This window comes from Nostoc sphaeroides (assembly GCF_003443655.1).
Lineage (GTDB): Bacteria > Cyanobacteriota > Cyanobacteriia > Cyanobacteriales > Nostocaceae > Nostoc > Nostoc sphaeroides.
Genome location: NZ_CP031941.1, coordinates 5,695,877 through 5,711,495 on the forward strand (window position 1 = coordinate 5,695,877; position 15,619 = coordinate 5,711,495).

At 41.9% G+C, this 15,619-nt stretch carries 13 protein-coding genes and 1 pseudogene; 6 read left to right on the top strand and 8 right to left on the bottom strand.

The genetic code is table 11. The features are described 5' to 3' along the window. The first annotated feature begins 31 nt into the window (after positions 1–31). From D1367_RS25480 to D1367_RS25490, 3 genes are all read left to right on the top strand, one after another. The gene (locus D1367_RS25480; RefSeq protein ID WP_118169254.1) at positions 32–220 is read left to right on the top strand and encodes a hypothetical protein; all 189 of its coding nucleotides are present in this window, start codon (positions 32–34) and stop codon (positions 218–220) included. A 21-nt stretch (positions 221–241) separates the two neighbouring features. Then, positions 242–793 (top strand): GNAT family N-acetyltransferase, encoded by a 552-nt coding sequence (locus tag D1367_RS25485; protein WP_225892414.1) that lies wholly within the window; start codon positions 242–244, stop codon positions 791–793. 271 nt (positions 794–1,064) lie between these two features. Then, complete coding sequence (locus tag D1367_RS25490) at positions 1,065–1,823, top strand: HEAT repeat domain-containing protein (protein ID WP_118169256.1); 759 nt, start codon at positions 1,065–1,067, stop codon at positions 1,821–1,823. 164 nt (positions 1,824–1,987) lie between these two features. Here the strand turns inward: D1367_RS25490 and D1367_RS32945 are convergent, their stop codons facing one another. From D1367_RS32945 to D1367_RS25500, 3 genes are all read right to left on the bottom strand, one after another. Continuing rightward, positions 1,988–2,113 (bottom strand): hypothetical protein, encoded by a 126-nt coding sequence (locus D1367_RS32945; protein WP_267255609.1) that lies wholly within the window; start codon positions 2,111–2,113, stop codon positions 1,988–1,990. Positions 2,114–2,232: 119 nt separating this feature from the next. Beyond that, positions 2,233–2,625 carry a phosphomannose isomerase type II C-terminal cupin domain gene (locus D1367_RS25495; protein WP_118171656.1) on the bottom strand — a complete coding sequence of 131 codons (393 nt, stop codon included), beginning with the start codon at positions 2,623–2,625 and terminating at the stop codon, positions 2,233–2,235. Between the two features lie 227 nt (positions 2,626–2,852). Next, complete coding sequence (locus tag D1367_RS25500) at positions 2,853–4,199, bottom strand: PQQ-dependent sugar dehydrogenase (protein ID WP_118169258.1); 1,347 nt, start codon at positions 4,197–4,199, stop codon at positions 2,853–2,855. Positions 4,200–4,428: 229 nt separating this feature from the next. Between D1367_RS25500 and D1367_RS25505 the strand changes: the two are divergent. Then, positions 4,429–5,190 (top strand): annotated as a pseudogene (locus D1367_RS25505) (RNA-guided endonuclease InsQ/TnpB family protein); the annotation flags it as partial. Positions 5,191–5,434: 244 nt separating this feature from the next. Here D1367_RS25505 and D1367_RS25510 read toward each other — a convergent pair. After that, complete coding sequence (locus D1367_RS25510; RefSeq protein WP_118169260.1) at positions 5,435–6,631, bottom strand: EAL domain-containing response regulator; 1,197 nt, start codon at positions 6,629–6,631, stop codon at positions 5,435–5,437. Positions 6,632–7,259: 628 nt separating this feature from the next. Next, complete coding sequence (tnpA, locus tag D1367_RS25515; RefSeq protein ID WP_118167711.1) at positions 7,260–7,664, bottom strand: IS200/IS605 family transposase; 405 nt, start codon at positions 7,662–7,664, stop codon at positions 7,260–7,262. A gap of 74 nt (positions 7,665–7,738) precedes the next feature. On the opposite strand from tnpA, the gene D1367_RS25520 reads away from it, so the two are divergent. Then, positions 7,739–9,268 carry an RNA-guided endonuclease InsQ/TnpB family protein gene (locus D1367_RS25520; RefSeq protein WP_118169262.1) on the top strand — a complete coding sequence of 510 codons (1,530 nt, stop codon included), beginning with the start codon at positions 7,739–7,741 and terminating at the stop codon, positions 9,266–9,268. Positions 9,269–9,298: 30 nt separating this feature from the next. On the opposite strand, the gene D1367_RS25525 is transcribed toward D1367_RS25520, so the two are convergent. The 3 genes from D1367_RS25525 to D1367_RS25535 form a co-directional block, all read right to left on the bottom strand. Continuing rightward, positions 9,299–12,130, bottom strand: a complete 2,832-nt coding sequence (locus D1367_RS25525) for a family 10 glycosylhydrolase (protein ID WP_118169264.1) — start codon at positions 12,128–12,130, stop codon at positions 9,299–9,301. Positions 12,131–12,227: 97 nt separating this feature from the next. Beyond that, entirely contained in the window at positions 12,228–13,568 is a 1,341-nt protein-coding gene (locus D1367_RS25530) for a TIGR03279 family radical SAM protein (protein WP_118171657.1), read from the bottom strand. A gap of 111 nt (positions 13,569–13,679) precedes the next feature. Continuing rightward, the gene (locus D1367_RS25535) at positions 13,680–14,642 is read right to left on the bottom strand and encodes an undecaprenyl-diphosphate phosphatase (protein WP_118169266.1); all 963 of its coding nucleotides are present in this window, start codon (positions 14,640–14,642) and stop codon (positions 13,680–13,682) included. A 196-nt stretch (positions 14,643–14,838) separates the two neighbouring features. Here D1367_RS25535 and D1367_RS25540 point away from each other — a divergent pair, with 196 nt between their 5' ends. Then, positions 14,839–15,618: a DUF3120 domain-containing protein gene (locus D1367_RS25540; RefSeq protein ID WP_181984960.1), complete on the top strand. Its 780-nt coding sequence runs from the start codon at positions 14,839–14,841 to the stop codon at positions 15,616–15,618. Position 15,619 lies beyond the last annotated feature (1 nt).

A 15,619-nucleotide genomic window follows, 5' to 3' on the forward strand; every position in this document is an offset into this window, starting at 1 on the left:
ATAAAAGTTCCTAGCTTCTTGCAATTAAAATATGGCTATTTTTCGTCAATACATCGCCCCACTGCTTGCAGTATTAGTATTTTTATTTGCCCTAGTGGCAGTCAGCGCCCGGATCTTTTTACCCTCCGATATGGCAGCACCCGCACCAATTGAAGAGGTAGGGGTAAGTTTTCAACCTAATCCAAGTGATTTACCACCAGCAGCACACAACGCGAGCTAGCTAAGTCAATAAACTTTATAAGTGTCTGAGCAACTACTAGCTGGATATATTATTCGCCGTGGCTCTACTTTGGAGCGATCGCTGTTGCTTAAATTCATGCAGCGAACTTACGAGGATCTCTTTCCCAATGAGGATTTCTCCCACCTAGAGCAAACAGTTAAACAATACTTTTCTAGTAATACCCCCTTGTGGTGGGTAGAAGAAGAGGAGCAGGGAGCAGGGAGCAGGGAGCAGGGGGAGCAGGGGAGGCAGAACTATTGCCCCATTCCCAATGCCCAATTCCCAATGCCCAATTCCCCCATAGCCTGCCTCTGGGTGGGCAATGCCATAGATCAAGTGCAAGGTAATCGTCATGCTCATATTTTTATCCTCTACGTTGTACCAGAACATCGGCGACGGGGTATTGGTACAGCCTTAATGCAATATGTGGAAAATTGGGCTATTCAAAGAGGCGATCGCCAGATTGGATTACAAGTGTTTCAATCTAACAAACCCGCATTAAATCTTTACAATCAGTTAGGTTATCAAACCCAATCCCTGTGGATGGTAAAATTCCTGAGTGCGGAAAAATAAATTATAGGAAAGCAATAACATACTTAAGCCTCTGAGTTATGGATTTTCTCGTTTGGATAAAACTCAACGAGAATAAAGCAGGACTTACGCAAAAATTGCCGAAAAGCTTAATTTATCGAACCGCCAAGACGCCAAGAACGCCAAGAATTCGTAGAGTGTGCGTAAGTCCTATAAAGGAAAGTGTATAATTACGCAACTAATACTTATAAAGCTTTAACTTATTGACGCGGGGGATTATGTGTTAATCCCGCAAAGGGATTGAAATGAAATTATGTATGACGAAGACGATCTAAGCCTACTAGATATTGAGGAGGAGCTAGAAAGCCCCCTAGATAAAATAGAGCCGCTAACTGCCGAATCAGTTGTGGCAAAACCAGATCCAGAAGTGATGCTAGCCCTGCTGGAAAATCCCCAGGCCCAGCAAAGAATGTTAGCAGCGCGTGCTTTTTGTGATATAGAAGATGCGCGTGCTACCCCGCATCTGATTCGCCTGTTAAGTGATACCTGTCCCTTAGTGCGGGTGAGTGCAGCCTATGGCCTCGGACGCAATCCTAGTTCAGAGGCAGTGAATCCGTTAATTGCTCAACTAAACAGTGATTGGAACGGCTATGTGCGTAAAGGCGTTGTTTGGGCTTTAGGAAACTGTCGCGATCGCCGTTCTTTACCGCCCCTAGCAGATGCCCTCAGAAGTGACATTTCCGCAGTGCGTTTGTGGGCTGCTAGCGCCTTAGCACAAATGGCAGAAGTGGGTTATGAAGCAGTTATAGGGGCAATACCACCATTAATTGAAGCCTTAGTCAAAGATCCCGTAGCAGCAGTGCGGAGTAACAGTGCTTGGGCAATTGGTCAACTGTGCCGCGAACTGCCTTCTAATGTAATTTATGCCACAGCGATCGACGCCTTAATTCAAGCCTTTGCTGAAGACCAAGATTTAGGAGTCCGGGCAGACGCCAAAGCCTCACTGTTAGGAGTGGGTGATCCCCGTGGTTTACAGCTGATTGAAACCTTGGAACAAGAAGGATGGTTTTAACGAACTTTGGGGGTTTAAGTCCCCAGCAAGACAGGCAGCGCGTTTTGTGTCGGGGTATAAATCCCCGTCACAAAACGTAATTGCGAATTGCGAATTGCGAATTGTTTTAATCTGGGCATTGGGCATGGGGTATTAGGGAACTCCAAAAAATAAATTATTCCACATTAAAGTCGTTGACTGTTGACTGTTGACTGTTGACTGTTGACTGTTGACTGTTGACTGTTGACTGTTGACTGTTGACTGTTGACTGTTGACTGTTGACTGAAAACTCGTGAACCGTCAACGGTCAACAGTGAACAATAGCAATGGAATATTTTTTTACTTGGAAGTCCCTTAATCACTTGAATCCTAACTCCTAACTCCTAACTCCCAACTCCTAACTCTTAACTCAGCCCTTACAAACTTTCAGCTACGGTTTGAGCAAATTTAAATCATAGGGGCGTTCCGTATCATCTTCGCCCAAATATTCACCATTTTGAATTTCCAGAATAATTAACGGAATCTGTCCAGGATTTTCTACCTTATGTAGAGTTGCTGCGGGAACATAAGTTGATTCGTTTCGATTCAGTAATATTTCTGCATCGCCACAAGTTACCTTGGCTACACCAGAGACTACAACCCAATGTTCATTGCGGTGATAATGAATTTGTGGTTTAATTCCGTGCCTGGGCTTAATTTCAAGACGACTAATTCTATAGGTTTCTCCCTCCTCGATCACCTCTACTTCACCCCAGTATCGTGTACCTGAATGTGGAGACAATTCGTTGATATTTGACTGAGTATTATTGTCATTCTGAGCCATAACTAATTTTTCAACCAGATAATTATGAGTATTTTTAATTGACACTCCCACCCCTTGAAGGGGTGGGATTCTTGGTTCAGCGAATCAACTTGTCTAATGAGGTTGCCTCAATTAGATAGAGGTCGTTTTCTCCCCAAGCGTAATGAGTTTCGCTATGCCCTATGACCCCTGGTAATGGATTCTATCCTTAATTTCTTAATTATGAATTATGAATTATGAATTATGAATTATTTACTCCCCGTATACTGAATCCGATAAATCCGATTATTGGCTTCTTCTGTTAATAGTAGACTGCCATCTGGTAACACGAGTAAACCTACAGGTCGTCCCCAAGTGGTTGGTACAGAAGGATTTAGCAAAAATCCTGTGAGAAAGTCTTCGTAGTAGCCAAGCGATCGCCCTTTAGCATCGAAGGGAACAAATACAATTTTATAACCAGTGCCGCGATCGCGGTTCCAAGAACCACGAAAAGCAACAAAAGCACCGTTCCGGTATTTTTCTGGAAACGTTTTCCCATCATAAAACTGCAAACCCAATGCTGCTGAGTGCGCCTGGAACAGCACATCTGGCGTTTGGGTACGGGCTGCTAAGTCGGGGCGTTTACTTTTGCCATCTGTCTTTTGGCGCGGATCTAAGTTGTTTGGTGTCAAATAAGCATAAGGCCAGCCGTAAAATGCCCCCTGCTTAACGCGTGTCAGATAATCTGGAACCAACTCATCACCGATTCCATCGCGTTCGTTGATAGTGGCGTAAAGTTCCTTAGTGACAGGATGAAAGTCTAAACCAACAGGATTACGCAAGCCGGAAGCAAAAGTTTGCTGCTGGGAACCATCTAAATTCATCACCTGTACTGAAGCCCGTGGTAGAGGTTCTTCATCGACATTGGTTCCTGAACCAACAGAAACATATAATTTATTGCGATCGGGCGAGACAACAACATTGCGCGTCCAATGGTTGTTATAACCTTGAGCAGGCAAGTCGGCGATTTTTTCTGCCTTGTCTGTAATTTTATTTTGGCCTTTGGTATAGGGAAAACGTAGTACAGCATCTGTGTTCCCCAGAAAAAAGGAATTACCAGCAAAAGCCATACCAAAAGGTCTATTGAGTCCGTTGTCCCTACTAGCAAAGGTTTCTTGAACGTCGGCTACGCCATCACCATTGCTATCACGTAACAGACGAATGCGGTTTTGCCCGGTTTCAGTCACCAAGACATCACCACTGGGGGTTAAAGCTAACCAGCGTGGAGCATCTAAACTTTCTGCAAAGACGTTAACCCTAAAGCCTGGTGGTACACGCAGCACCGGATTTTGGGGAATAGGCACAACCTCAGGTCGCTTAGAGGCACTTTCTGTTGCGAAGGGTGCTGGTAAATTCTTCAGATTGATGCGGATGGGACTAGGTGAAAGTGCTTCAGTTCGGACAATATTTTTTGGCTGTGTAGGATTCTGTGTAAGTTGAGCAGAAGGTACAGGTTTTTGTGGTGTGGGATTATCTGAGGAAGCGCGAGTCTGGTTACAGCCTGCTACCAAGGTCAATAAAAAAACTGGCAGCAAGAAACGCGCAAAGACTTTCATGGCAGTAGACACTATGACACAATTTTCTTACTTTAGACTTGAGACTTAATAATTGTCGCCAGTCTAAAGTCCGATTTTTCTAACTTACTTACCTTATTCAGGTACTGGCTAATGGGCTTGTCCTAAGTTGCCAATAATATTGACAAACCTACACTTATATTGACAAAGTGATTCTTTCTCTAGATTCTTTAGTAAAAAAGGTGGATATCCAAACTTTAAAAAGAAGGGACACCACGATTCTTTTACTATTGATGCTGGTGGAAAACCTATTCCTGTTGGTGGGAAGTCAATAAAGCTACCGACAATTGGATGGGTAAGAACTTATGAAGGTTTACCTCATACGACTTGTAAATCAATCACTATATCTAGGACTGCTGATAGTTGGTTTATTGCTTTCGCTTCTGAACAAGAATACGAATCGACGATTAAACAACACGAGATCGTGGGAGTTGATTTAGGTGTTAAAGAACTGGCTACACTCTCTACTGGTAAAGTCTTTCCTAACCCAAAACACTACAAAACTAATCTAGAAAAACTGAGAAGATTATCTAGAAATTTTTCTAGAAAAGTAAATGTTTCTGAAAATAAGCATAAAGCCAAATTAAAGTTAGCTAAACATCACGCTAAGGTAGCCAATCTCAGAATTGATACTCTTCATAAAATAACTACTTATCTTTGCAAAAACCACGCGAAAGTAGTTATTGAAGACCTTGCTGTGGCTAATATGGTTAAAAATCATAAGTTAGCCCAAGTAATATCAGATTGTGGATTTGGTGAGTTGAGAAGACAACTAGAATATAAAGCTAAAAAGTTTGGTTGTGAAATAATAATTGCTGATCGTTGGTATCCCTCTTCTAAAACTTGTTCTAATTGTGGTCATATCCAAGATATGCCACTAAAAGAAAGAATTTATAACTGTCAAAGTTGTAATTTTATACTAGATCGCGATCTAAACGCAGCAATTAATTTATCAAGGTTGGCTAAACCTTGAAAGCTTACCGAGGGATAACCGCTCCCATGCTCCCGTTGAAGTAAGAAATAAATGTCTAGACTTGTCTAGTGTTTATATAGCAGAAAATCATTTACTCCCCCATTCCTAATTCCCAATATTCATCTATATATAGCGTTTCCCGGCAAGCGTGACGTACACTCGTAGGGGCACGGCAGTGCCGTGCCCCTACACCTTGCGATATAATTTTGTACCTCATTTGAATGGGAACCGCTATATATAAGCATTAATTAGTCAATAAAAATTTTTCAAATTCTGCTGCTGGCAATGGACGACTGAATAAAAAGCCTTGCATAGAATTACAGTTGTGTTGGCGTAAAAAATCCAGTTCTGCTTCTGTTTCTACACCTTCAGCAACTACATGTAAATTGAGATTGTGAGCCATTTGAATTAATGCCTTAGTAATGGCTGATTTTTGTGGATCATTAGCAACATTATGGATAAAGTAGCGGTCTATTTTTAATGTGTTAATTGGAAAATTTTTCAGATAAATTAAAGAAGAGTAGCCCGTACCAAAATCATCGAGCGCAATTTTTACACCCAACGATCGCAATTGGTTCATAGTAGCGATCGCACTATTTACATCTTGCATAATCATACTTTCAGTGAGTTCTAACTCTAAGTAATGTGGTTCCAAACCATTAATATCTATAAATTTGACTATTTTCTCAATCAAACCTGGCTGATTAAATTCAATTGCTGACACATTCACAGCAAGAATTAGGGGATAAATTCCAACATCACGCCAGCTTTTTATTTGTTTACACACCTTTTTTAATACCCATTTGCCAAGCGGAACAATTAAACCTGTAGACTCAGCTAACGGAATAAATTCTGTTGGGTAAACCAGCCCAAGTTCTGGACTTTGCCAACGCAATAAACTTTCAGCCGCTACTATTTTTCCAGAAGCAATATCGACTATTGGTTGATAATAAATTTTAAATTCCTCAAAATCATGTTGTTTGATAGCTCGATGTAAGCTAATTTCTAATAGCTGCATCTTTGGAGACAATTTGTTAATTACAGTTTGAGGAGATAAATACCTTTTTAAAGTAGCGTGCTTTTCCAATCTATTCATGATGGCACTTAATAACTCAGCACGAGTGAAAGGCTTAGTTATATAGTCATCAGCACCCATATTCATACCTTGGCGGAAATCAGACTTTGCTGATTTTGCAGTAAGAAAAATAAAGGGAACTGTTGCCGTTGATGGATCTTGACGTAACGCTGTTAGTACGCCATAACCATCAAGTTGTGGCATCATCATATCACAGAGAATTAAATCGGGAACTTCAGAAATAGCCAAATGTATCCCGATTCTGCCATTAGCCGCAGCAATGGTTTCAAAATCCTCAGCTTCTAACAGATCCAAAATGTTTTCACGAACTGCTTCTTCATCTTCTATTATTAGAATTTTGGGCATACTTTACCTTAATTTATATTTGATTATGCAAAAATGACAAAAACTTTTGTACAAAGCCACCATATATTTGTGGCAAATATTTGAAATTTATATAGGACTCATATTTGATTTTTGAACAAAACTCAGTACACCTTTATTCTTTCTTCCCAGTCCCCAGTCCCCAATCCCCAGTCCCTTACCTCTACAAGTGATTCAGAAATCAAATCGGATTGCTATAGCTATATTTTACCTAATAATAAATGTACTACCAAAATCTGCATAACTCTTGCAGGTGTAAATTACTGCTGGGCTGGAGGTGAGTAAATATCGCAGATATTGTTGGTTGAAAAGTAGCGTCCACTATATTTCACAATATGGACGTTCAACTACATCTTGTGGCTGTAGTTCTCCCAAGTCGAGTGCTGTTTGGTTAACTTCTAGCACGATACCCTCTGTTATCAGTAACTCGATAATTTGGAAGAAGCCGTTGAAGATGGGGTGAAATCGTCTTTAAATCTCAAGAAATAATACTTCTGCCTCTACACAGGAGGTACTATCCACCAGGGGATAGCGGGAAGGCTGGGAGCTTCGCGTCTTTAGACCGAAGGGGAAAGCCGACAAATGCCGAATTTATTCGCCTCCAATATTCTCACCCATGATGAGGATCATTGATATATCTTTCTATAGTATCAGCCGCAACGTTTCCAGCAGTTGAGAAAAAATAACTGTTAGTCCAGAGTGATGGTAACTTCTTTAATTCTGGAAACTCCTTTCTTAAGTAATTTGACGAACGTCCTTTGAATGCTTTGACTACTTGAAATATTGCATCAGTTGGATGAATCTCTACAAATAAATGAATGTGGTCTGGTGCGACTTCTAGTGCGCGAATATTCCAGTCTTTTTCAATAGCCAGTTCTGAAAATATCTCAAAAATTCTATCCCTAATTTTCCCAACAAGTACCTTCTTCCGTCGTTTAGGTATCCAAACTAAATGAATCACGCTTAGTCCAACAGCGTGATTGTAATGTCGATATTCGTAAGAGCTTTTTTTCATAATATTGAGGCTTGACTTGTTTTTAATTGTAGATTATATGTTGATACAATCAACTATATCAACACAACAAGCCCGTGCAAATACGCTGGAAGTTCAAGCTACAACCGAATATTGGGCAACAAGCCCTAATGTCCGAGTGGCTTGTTACTCTACGCAAACATAGGAATTATTGTTTAGCAGAACGTCAGCGTGCTTTTGAAACGAATAATCAGAAGTCAGACGAACAAGTGATGTACCAATATGGTGCATTTTGTGATTTAAATAGTCGGTCTGAATACGGTTCTTATTGTCCTTTGACTTGTCCTGTTGTGAAACATGGGGTAATGTCTGCTGAATTAACAAAAAGCAGCAAAAAACATGGTCTAGCTTGGGGTAACGCATCTGATATTCAAAGCAAGAGGACAACTGAATTACGCGCTGAGTCTGAATGGTATGGTCGGGTTAATTCAGATGTTTTGCAAGGCAATTTAGCTAAACTAGATACTGCTTACAATGGATTTTTCCAGCACAAGAGAGGATTCCCCGCGTTTCGCAAAACATCTAATTTCAAAAGCTTTCAATTTAAACCAGGGCAAGCAAAGTTAACAGTTAACTGCACATCTAAGAAAAAGCGTTGTTACTCTCATGTTTACCTCCCTGGAATTGGGAGTATGCGATATTTGGATAGTCGCACTATCCCAACGGATGCTGACATTAGAACCGTAACAGTAATTAAAGAAGCTGACGGATGGTATATGAGTGTATTGCTCAAAGAGCCAAAAGCGTTACCAGAAGTCCCAGATATTAAAACCGTACCCTCAGCAGTAGGTATTGACGTAGGGATTAATAAATTAATTTCTCTCACTGATGGTTCGTTTGTTGAAAATCCTAAGTTTGGAACTAACAAGAAAACTCGCCGTCAATTAAGAATTAGGCAGCGCCGAATTAATCGTAAAGTTAAGGGTTCTAAGAATCGTAAAAAAGCTGGCATAATAGTTGCCAAGCTGCATAAAAAAATTGCTGACAAACGGAATGATCATCAATGGTTTGCAGCCAATAAAGTTGTTGGCACTGCTGCGGCGATTGTTCAAGAGGATCTAAATGTCAAAGCCATGAAGTCCCGATGCAAACCCAAAAGAGAAAAGGGACGGTTCATGGCTAATGGACAATCTGCAAAACGTGGATTGAACCGTTCTATATCAGATGTTAGTTGGGGGGAGTTATTTTCTAAGATTGCTTGGTTGGCACTGAAAGCTGGTAAGCCAGTATTAGCAATTAATCCTAAGTTCACATCCCAAGAGTGTTCAGTTTGTCATCACGTAAGCAAGGCTAACAGAGATGGTGAGAAGTTTATTTGTGAAAGCTGTGGACATATTGATCATGCGGATACTCAAGCATCTCGTACAATTTTGCATAGAGCTAATTTAGAATTCGTCAGTATAAGACGTAAAAACCTATCGGGGGACTCTCGAAAAGTTACGCTTGTCAGAGATGATTCCGCCATTCGTGGCAAACGGGATCAGGGCAAGAACCGTACATCTAAGGCTTGCACTGAGCGTAGTCGAAGTGTTATTCCTGAAAAGCGGATATTATTCGAGCAGTTGTCTTTACAGTTGTTCGATTAAGAATCCCCGTTCCCTTTAGGGCGGGGAGTGTCAATAAGGACGCAGCTGCAACCGCCGTTCACCGTAACGTAATAGCCTTTCTATAGTTACAAGCCGATTTTCCCAAACTTTGACTTGATAGGAATTTGACTTAAGCTCTTGGCTCATCAATACCCGAAATTGAGACTGGAAACGAGTTAGAGAGGCTCTCGCCACTAATAACTTGCTAGGATTCGGGGAAGCGGCAAGCTGATTTAAAGCACTGCGTAGAACTTCTGCCTGGTTGTTAAAATCTGATATTGTCTGAGTCGGTCTTTGTGGTTGATCATTTTGGAAAACAAATTTCCATTCGCGTTGCAGCGCAATATAACGAATGGCAGCAGTTTGAAAAGGCTGACGGTGAGGAATAGGTTCAGTTTTAGTGGGTGTTGTCGATTGAACCCTACCTTGGGTGCTACTAAAGAGTTTTTGTAGATCGTTATTAAAATTCTCTGCGGCAAAAAGTGCATAACCACTAACTGGCAAGTCCCTTACCAACTGGAGTTGATCCAATGCTCCAATTGTTGGCAAAGAAAGTAAGCGAATTCCCGGTACCAACAAGGTAGATCCCAATTTTTTAGAGGCGATCCAGGGTTGGGCTAGTCGTTGGAAGCGAGAAGTATCCAGAGCATAAGTCATGGGAACAATTAAATCTACATCCCCCTGCCTTGCCCAAGTCTCCCAGTTTTGTTGAATTTTCTGAATCCGCTCTAATTCAGGCAAAGGAAATACTGCAACCGATAAAATCAAATTCGGTCGCTTTTGTCTCAACTGCTGTGATAATTGGGCAACAAAGCTATCAACTTGCTGGGTGCGAAATGTCGTCCACTTTTGCCACAAGTCTGGTTGACTAGGGGAAATATTTACTGGATCTACACCAGTAAGTTGCTGAAATTGCGCTCTTGCAGCTTTGCCATAGCCGTAGCTTCGACCTGCTGATGGGTCTTGGAAAGGGTAGCGAATGTAGTCTAACTGTAGACCATCAACGTTATATTTAGTGACAATTTCCTCATACAGTTTGAGTAAGTACTGCCGCACTTGGGGGTTAGCTGGATCGAAGAATGGCTTAGTTTGACCAACGGGAATCATGTTGCCAAGATTATCGTAGTTTGCCCAATCGGGATGAGCCGCCAGCACTGGCCCTGGATAATCGGGATTTAAGTTGAGAATTTCATTGTGACGTTGGTTACCAGCAGCAAAAGTCCAAACCCAAGCGTGTAATTCCATGTCGCGCTCATGGGCTAATTTCACCGCATCTGCCAGTGGATCCCACCCACGAATTAATGGGTTTTGCTCTTTTGCAACTTGGCTCGGATAAATCGTGTAGCTAGCATTAACAGTTTCAAAAAAGACAGTATTAATCCCAGCTTGAGCTAGGCGATCAAAAATCTGGGCTAGTCGCGCCTTGCTACCAGCACGAACAATTGTCCCCCGATCTAACCAAACTGCCCGAATTTCTGGTTGAGCTATTCTTTGATCAACAGGAAACTGCTGCCACAAAGTCGTTTTAGCTTTCAACCATTGCTGACGAGCTAGAGCATAGTTTTTTTGGGCAATCAATAAGGGGAAGTTTTTGGCAATTACCTTTACCTGTGCCAAGGCTTGCTCTTTACTCATGCCTAGCGCCCCCAGTTTAGTTGAGGCTAATTGCGTGGGTTGCTCCTTGAGAGATTGGGAGGTGTCTTGACGCCTAGAGGACTGCTTGTCTTCAGATGTAACTTCACCAACATTAGCTGCATCGGCTGACACTGTTAAATTAGCGCTTTCCACCCGACCGATCAGATTTTCTAGCTCTTGCTGGAGAGCGATCGCTTGGTTATTGTCAATCGGCTCATTAGAGTTGGGTGCAACATCCAGACGCACCGCTTGTTCTAATTGGTCAATAGCCTCTTCAGAACTTGGGGGTTTGACTATAGGAAGTGGTTTAGGTATGGGAGCAGTGGCAGTTTTAGGAGGAGGGGATAAGGCGGATGAGGGGGATGAGGGAGATGAGGGGGAGTAATTTTGAATTTTGAATTTTGAATTTTGAATTGTTTCCCCCTGCATCCTCGGCGCAGCTGCCACCGTTGTCGAGCAATTTGGGGAACCTCCCGCTACTTTTTTCATGCGATTCGATGGCGGTGGTGCTGTCAAATAGTGATTGAGAGCAGCTTTTAACCAGGCATTATCTAACGTGGCCTCTGTTGCTGTGTCTGTTCCCCAGCGCCAGCCCATAAAGGTGGAACGCTCAGTTGTTAATACTGCGGCTGGATTATCTTTGGAATTCCAAACAGCAGCAGATTCACTGCCCATATCATTAGGAATCATAACGCCGCCGCGGACTTTGCCAAAGAGTTCAGTTTGATTTGCCCATTCTGAAATATTGGTTTTTGTGGGTTTCATCTGTGCTGTCTCACTGAGGCTGAATCCCCAATAACCTCCCAACAGCGATCGCAATAATTGGCGCACTCCCGGCGCTGACAGATTACCTACAGGGCCACTGGCAATCAAACGCCCTCCCTGACTCATCCATTCTTCGAGAGCGATCGCTTGGCTTGGCGTTAATGTCTCGATATTTGGCAAAAATAATACCCGGCGATCGCCCCAATCTGCCCCACTCCTTACATCAGCTAGGGAAATTACACAATATTTTGCCCCTATTGTCTGTAAGCGGTCAGTTATCCCTCTCCATTGATTTGCATTTTCCTGACCATACACTACGCTCAATACAGGTTCTTCAGCCGCCGCCGTTACTGGCAAAATACTAAAACTATTTAAAGTTAAAAAGTTAAAACTTAAAATGAAGAATCCGGCTTTTTTTATTTGTAAGTTTGCCTTTTTATGGTATATTTCCTGATTCTTCACTATTGACTCCCCAGTGAATTAGTTATGAGGTATTACTTCTTATTTATCATCCAGCTTAACAATAAATTACCTCCGAAAAACAACTTAACTTTGACAACTAAACTTGAGCAACATTGAAAATGCATGTTTTAATTAAATCTTCAACTCCTCCTACAGCAATAATTTTTGTATTTAGTTTCCCAGCTAATTCCTCAATACTCATATCATCTAAAAATACTGATTCACCATTTTTTAACATGACATTCGGTAGCAATATACCATCACCTAAATCTTGCCCTTCTAAATTTAAAAGCAAATCATGACCAGTTAGTAATCCGGTTACACTGATAGTTTGTCCCCAATAATCACTACATAAAGCACGCATATTGACTTCTAAACCTTCAACACAATTTAAGCGTTTCAAAATGGGTTGAAATGCTTTTTCTACGGCGTTGCCTACTATCCAAGTGAACTTTCTTTGAGGATATACTTTTGGCGGTAGTAATTCTGCTGCAACGGTGGCAAATTGCTTGATAAATAATTGAATTGAACCAACTCCGTTATCAATTTGGGGATATTCTTCGTATTCAGATTCGCTGGGTAATTCCTCACCCGCAATCAAAAACCACTCATCGGCTAACCAAACAACGCTAGAACCGAATTTTTGGCGAAATTGCTGCGAGAGGATTTGCACTTGGGAAATTACTTCTTTTGCTTTTTCCCTAGTTACGGGTATGAGTTCATCTTCTGGAGGCCGAAACCGTGTCAATCCAACTGGCACAACTGCCACCGATGCCACCGCAGGCACTTCACCAGTATGAAAGGACGCTAAATCTTTGAGAGTTTGTTCCAGGTGTTTGCCATCATTTATACCTGGACAAACAACAACTTGAGCATGAATTTGTAGTCGCCTTTCTTGAAACCACTTGAGTTGTTGTAAGATTTGTCCCGCGCGCGGATTTTTCAGCAGTCGAATTCTTACTTGGGCCTCGGTAGCATGAACAGAAACATACAACGGAGACAAGCGCATTTGCTCAATCCGTTGCCATTCTCTTTCTGGCAAATTGGTTAGGGTAAGATAAGAACCGTACAAAAAGCTTAGACGGTAATCGTCATCTTTTAAATATAAGCTGGTGCGCTTACCTGGTGGTTGTTGATCGATAAAGCAAAATGGACAGCGATTGTTGCACTGAATTAAGCCATCAAATAGGGCAGTTTCAAATTCTAGCCCCAAGTCTTGATCGTAATCTTTTTCGATTTCTAGGCTATGAGTTTTACCAGTCGCATCTAAAACTTCTAGTTCCAAAACTTCATCAGCACACAAAAACTGATAATCAATTAAATCACGGGGACGTGTACCATTGATAGCAACGATCGCATCCCCAGCTTCAAAGCCAATCTCTGCGGCTATTGAGTCTGGAAGAACCTTGGTAATTCGGGCAGGATGAATTGTATTCATGGGGCATGGGGCATGGGGCATGGGGCATGGGGCATGGGGCATTAGTCATTTAGTTTGGAGAAATGACTAATGACTAATGACCAGTGACAAATGACTAATGACTAATGACTATTAACTATTCTGCAAAAATCCTGTACCGATCGCACCCAAGATTGCTACCCCAAATACCAATCGATACCAAATAAATACCCAGGTGCTTTGGGTTTTGAGGAAGCGCAGCAACCCAGCGATCGCTAGATATGAGAAGATGGCGGCAGAAATCACTCCCGCTACGATGGGAACTATTGCTGCACTGCTTAATCCTGCTTCTACAACATCTTTTAAGGAGACTAACCCCGCTAGGGTAATGGCGGGAATGCCTAGCAAAAAGGAAAATCTTGCTGCTGTTTCCCGTTGTAATCCCATAAATAGCCCCCCTGTGAGAGTGGAACCTGAACGAGAAACACCAGGGATTAATGCCAAAGCTTGGGCGAAACCCATCAAAACGCCGTCTCTCATCGTCAAGTTTTCAAAGTCCCGTTGACGCTTACCTAGTTGTTCGGCTAACCCCAGCAACAGCGACATGACTATGGAAGCAATTGCGATCGCCCCTAAACTCCTGATGGGTGAATTATCAAAGTCTGGGATCAAGTTCTTAATCAAAAGTCCAAAGAAGACTATCGGTATCGTTCCTAAAATAATTCCCAAGAACAGACGAAAGTCGTAATCATTATAATCTCGAAGGGCGATCGCTTTGGTCGCTCCCTTGAAAATTCGTGTCAAATCTCCCCAAAAATACCACAGCACGGCTGCAATACTACCAAGCTGAATGATCGCGGTAAAAGCTACCCCCGGATCACCCCAACCAATAGCCACAGGCACGACTTTTAAATGTGCTGTGCTACTAATGGGCAGAAATTCAGTCATTCCTTGCACGAAGCCTAAAACAATAGCTTGCAAAATATTCATTTGTTGCACCCCACTTTCTGCTTGATTCGGTAGGGTACTTAGAACTTTGAGTGGAAATACTACCACTGAGAATGTGACAGATACTGCACTTAGAACTACAAACCATTGACGTTTTGATAAAGCCATTAGTTTACCTGCGATCGCTTTCTTTATAACCAATTACAAAAACATCTACCTGGAGAACTTACCAGGATAAGAGTTAAAGAAAACATCGATTTTTCCTTGACTCGCAAAATTCAGATAAAATCGAAATGCCCCAGGGGGGGATTTTAAAATGTGATATCTTAAATAAGATAAAGTTTAGTAACAAATATTAAAAACTTTGATTAATAATACACTGTTCTCCTACACTGCTTCTACCCCTTCTATTGATACAGAGTTAGATTTAACTGTTACTGGGCAGAAGGGTATCAGGGAATTGGAATCTACACTTTCCTTTTCTCCCTCTCTTCCCTTATATATTTCTGCCCGACAAACTTGGTTAGTGTTTGGGGCGGCGGTATTTTTAGTAACAGTACCAGTATTTGTAGAAGCGCCAATAGTGCGATCGCTACCAAGTCTAAGTTTAGCGCTGACAGCATTTTGGGTGTGGCTAAGTTTTACCTTAATGTCACGGGCTGGAACTTATGTATGGGGAGATTTACTCTTCGGATTTAGCTGGAGTTGGTTAGCAGGAGCGATTTACTGGGGCTGGTTACGTTGGGAACCAGCATGGCATCTGCCAGTAGAGTCTATAGGATTACCCTTTGCTTGCTGGTGTTTGGCGAAGAATTGGGGCAAAGTCGGTAACTGGTTTTATTTAGGTTCTTTACTAGGTACAGTCTTAACCGACGTATATTTCTATATAGCAGACTTGATGCCCTATTGGCGGCAAATTATGAGAGTAGATGCAGATTTAGCACCGCAAATATTACAAAATGCCCTGATGCAAGTACAAACACCTTGGGGACAAAGTTGGGCTATATTTCTCGCCTTAGTTCTGTTGACAGTTGGGATTTTGCCTTTAGTCCGAAAGCAAAGACACTGGTATGCCTTTAGTGGCGCAGTTTTAAGCACAATTTTGGTAGACAGCCTATTTTTGTTAGCTGCGATCGCAGCCTAAA